This window comes from Mycobacterium sp. E735, from assembly GCF_001666955.1.
GTDB lineage: Bacteria > Actinomycetota > Actinomycetes > Mycobacteriales > Mycobacteriaceae > Mycobacterium.
Map to the genome: position 1 here is coordinate 1 of NZ_LZIX01000213.1, position 3,186 is coordinate 3,186.

7 protein-coding genes are annotated in these 3,186 nt (G+C 66.8%); all 7 read right to left on the bottom strand.

Features of this window, described 5'->3' with window-relative positions:
• Positions 1-676 (bottom strand): 30S ribosomal protein S5 (gene rpsE, locus A5704_RS17070; RefSeq protein WP_067779045.1); only part of this gene is annotated, 676 nt, incomplete at its 3' end.
• Between the two features lie 38 nt (positions 677-714).
• Positions 715-1,083, bottom strand: a complete 369-nt coding sequence (rplR, locus tag A5704_RS17075; protein ID WP_073879405.1) for a 50S ribosomal protein L18 — start codon at positions 1,081-1,083, stop codon at positions 715-717.
• A 41-nt stretch (positions 1,084-1,124) separates the two neighbouring features.
• A complete protein-coding gene (gene rplF / locus A5704_RS17080) occupies positions 1,125-1,664 on the bottom strand; it encodes a 50S ribosomal protein L6 (RefSeq protein WP_067754265.1) in 540 nt (179 codons plus the stop codon).
• 10 nt (positions 1,665-1,674) lie between these two features.
• A complete protein-coding gene (gene rpsH / locus A5704_RS17085; protein WP_007167852.1) occupies positions 1,675-2,073 on the bottom strand; it encodes a 30S ribosomal protein S8 in 399 nt (132 codons plus the stop codon).
• An 84-nt stretch (positions 2,074-2,157) separates the two neighbouring features.
• Positions 2,158-2,343 (bottom strand): type Z 30S ribosomal protein S14, encoded by a 186-nt coding sequence (locus A5704_RS17090; protein ID WP_067273083.1) that lies wholly within the window; start codon positions 2,341-2,343, stop codon positions 2,158-2,160.
• A 4-nt stretch (positions 2,344-2,347) separates the two neighbouring features.
• On the bottom strand, positions 2,348-2,911 hold the full coding sequence (rplE, locus tag A5704_RS17095) for a 50S ribosomal protein L5 (protein ID WP_065441097.1): 564 nt from the start codon (positions 2,909-2,911) through the stop codon (positions 2,348-2,350).
• Position 2,912: 1 nt separating this feature from the next.
• On the bottom strand, positions 2,913-3,186 hold a 274-nt coding region (gene rplX / locus A5704_RS17100), incomplete at its 5' end, for a 50S ribosomal protein L24 (RefSeq protein WP_067890110.1).

A 3,186-nucleotide genomic window follows, 5' to 3' on the forward strand; every position in this document is an offset into this window, starting at 1 on the left:
GCGGTGCCGTTCCCTCGCGCGCGGCACTGGCGGCCAGCGCTTCACTTTCACGTCGCGCCCTCAGCATTCCGGCCGGGGCGACATCCTCGATGGGCAGTCCGCGCCGGGCGGCCACCTCCTCGGGACGCTGCAGCAGCTTGAGCGCGGTGACGGTGGCGTGCACCACGTTGATCGCGTTGTCGCTGCCCAATGACTTGGCCAGGATGTCGCGCACCCCAGCGCATTCCAGCACCGCACGCGCCGCGCCACCGGCGATCACACCGGTACCGGGGCTGGCCGGGCGCAGCAGCACCACACCGGCGGCCGCCTCACCCTGCACCGGGTGCGTGATCGTGCCGCCGATCAACGGCACCCGGAAGAAGCCCTTGCGCGCCTCTTCCACGCCCTTGGCGATGGCGGCCGGAACTTCCTTGGCCTTGCCATAGCCGACGCCGACCATGCCGTTGCCGTCGCCCACGATGACCAATGCGGTGAAGCTGAAGCGCCTACCACCCTTGACCACCTTGGAGACACGGTTGATGGCGACGACCCGCTCCAGGTAGTTGCTCTTGTCGCCGTCGCGGTCGCGGCCACCACGGCCGCCCCCGTCGCGCCGACCGCGGCTGTCGCGGTTGTCGCCGCGCGAGTCGCGGTTGTCGCCGCGGGCCTCGGGGCCGCCGGCTGACTGTTCCGCCATTATGCGGTCCTTCCGGTCTTGTTCAGGCTCTTGATCATCTAGAAACTCAATCCGTTCTCGCGCGCGGCATCGGCCAGCGCCGCGATCCGTCCGCCGTAGGTGTACCCGCCGCGGTCGAAGACCACGGAGTCGACGCCGGCGGCCTTGGCGCGCTCGGCGATCAATTGCCCCACCCGCACGCTGCGGGCCTTCTTGTCGCCCTGCAGGCCGCGCACGTCGTCCTCGATCGACGACGCGGCGGCCACCGTGGTGCCGTTCTCGTCGTTGACCAGTTGCACGTGAATGTGTCGCGCGGAGCGGTTGATGACGAGCCTCGGACGCTCCGGGGTGCCCGCGATCTTCTTGCGCAGTCGGGCGTGCCGGCGCAGCCGGGAGACCCGGCGAGTTGCGGACACGCTCTGCCCCACCGGCTTTCGCGCGGCGGTGTCAGCTTGTTTTTGCGCCATGACTACTTACCTGTCTTTCCGACCTTGCGGCGGATCTGCTCACCCTCGTAGCGCACGCCCTTGCCCTTGTACGGGTCGGGACGGCGCAGGCGGCGGATGTTCGCCGAGATCTGGCCGACCTTCTGCTTGTCGATGCCGGAGATGGAGAACTTCGTCGGTGACTGGACCGCGAACGTGATGCCCTCGGGCGCCTCGATCACCACGGGATGGCTGTAGCCCAGCGCGAACTCGAGGTTGGCGCCCTTGAGCTGCACGCGGTAACCGACCCCGAAGATCTCCATCTTGGTGGTGTAGCCCTCGGTTACGCCGGTGACCAGGTTGGACACCAGCGTGCGCGACAGCCCGTGCAGCGAGCGGTTGCGCCGCTCGTCGTTGGGGCGGGCGACCACGATCGCGCCGTCCTCGTTGCGCTCCACCGTGATCGGTTCGGCCACCGTCAGATTCAGGCTGCCCTTGGGCCCCTTCACCTCGACGTGCTGACCGTCGATCGTTACGTCGACCCCGGCGGGAACCGGAACCGGCTGCTTACCAATGCGCGACATGTCTACTCCCTCACCACACGTACGCGAGGACTTCGCCGCCCACGCCCTGTCTGGCCGCCTGGCGATCCGTCAGCAGGCCCGAGGATGTCGAGATGATCGCCACGCCCAGGCCGCCGAGCACGCGCGGCAGGTTGGTGGATTTCGCGTACACCCGCAGACCGGGCTTGGACACTCGCCGCAGTCCGGCGATGCTCCGCTCCCGGCTCGGTCCGTACTTGAGCTGGACGATCAGCGACTTGCCCACCCGAGCGTCTTCGGTCCGGTAATCGCTGATGTAGCCCTCACTCTTGAGGATCTGGGCGATGTTGGCCTTGATCTTGGAGTGCGGCAACGTCACCTCGTCGTGATACGCCGAATTGGCGTTACGCAGACGTGTCAAGAAGTCTGCGATCGGATCCGTCATCGTCATGACAGCGTTGGTACCTTCCTCGCGGTGGTTCCCGGTTCGGGCCTGTCGCGCACCTGTTCTGGGTTGGTCTTGGGGTCCTGGCTCTTACCAGCTGCTCTTCTGCACGCCGGGCAGCTCGCCCGCGTGCGCCATCTCGCGCAGGCAGATCCTGCACAGGCCGAATTTGCGGAACACCGCGCGTGGGCGGCCGCACTTGTTGCAGCGCGTGTAGCCGCGCACCGCGAACTTCGGCTTGCGGTTGGCCTTGTTGACCAGTGCCTTCTTCGCCATCTACTCAGTTCTCCTTGAAGGGAAAGCCGAGGGCCCGCAACAGCGCTCGTCCTTCGTCGTCGGTCGTCGCCGAGGTGACGACGTTGATGTCCATGCCGCGGACCCGGTCGATCTTGTCCACGTCGATCTCGTGGAACACCGACTGCTCGGCCAGGCCGAACGTGTAGTTGCCGACCCCGTCGAACTGCTTGGGCGACAGGCCGCGGAAGTCGCGGATACGCGGCAGCGCGATCGAGGTGAGGCGGTCGAGGAACTCCCACATCCGGTCCCCGCGCAGCGTGACCCGGGCACCGATCGGCATACCCTCGCGCAACTTGAACTGCGCGATCGACTTGCGCGCCCTGCGGATCTCGGGCCGTTGCCCGGTGATCAGCGCCAGGTCGTTGACCGCGCCGTTGATCAGCTTCGCGTCCCGTGCCGCGTCGCCGACCCCCATGTTGACGACGACCTTGGTGACGGTCGGGATCTGCATGACGTTCCCGTAGCCGAACTGCTGCTGCAACGAATCACGAATCTCGTTGCGGTAGCGCTCTTTCAGGCGCGGCTGCACCTTCTCAGTTGTCGTCATGCTAGATGTCCTTGCCGTTGCGCTTGGAGATGCGGACCCGCTTGCCGGTCTCCTCGTCGACCCGGTAGCCGACGCGGGCGGGCTTGCCGTCCGAGTCGACGACCATCACGTTCGAGACGTGGATCGGGGCTTCCTGGGTGACGATTCCGCCCGACTGAGCTCCGCGCTGGTTGCTCGAGATCGCGGTGTGCTTCTTGATCCGGTTGACGCCCTCGACCAGGACCCGGTTGCGTTCCGGGTAGGCCTGCAGCACCTTGCCCTTGGCACCCTTGTCC

Excerpts from the sequence above, each read along its gene's own strand:
- rpsH (WP_007167852.1), bottom strand. The coding sequence starts at position 2,073 with ATGACGATGACGGATCCGATCGCAGACTTCTTGACACGTCTGCGTAAC.
- rplF (WP_067754265.1), bottom strand. The coding sequence starts at position 1,664 with ATGTCGCGCATTGGTAAGCAGCCGGTTCCGGTTCCCGCCGGGGTCGAC.
- A5704_RS17090 (WP_067273083.1), bottom strand. The coding sequence starts at position 2,343 with ATGGCGAAGAAGGCACTGGTCAACAAGGCCAACCGCAAGCCGAAGTTC.
- rplE (WP_065441097.1), bottom strand. The coding sequence starts at position 2,911 with ATGACGACAACTGAGAAGGTGCAGCCGCGCCTGAAAGAGCGCTACCGC.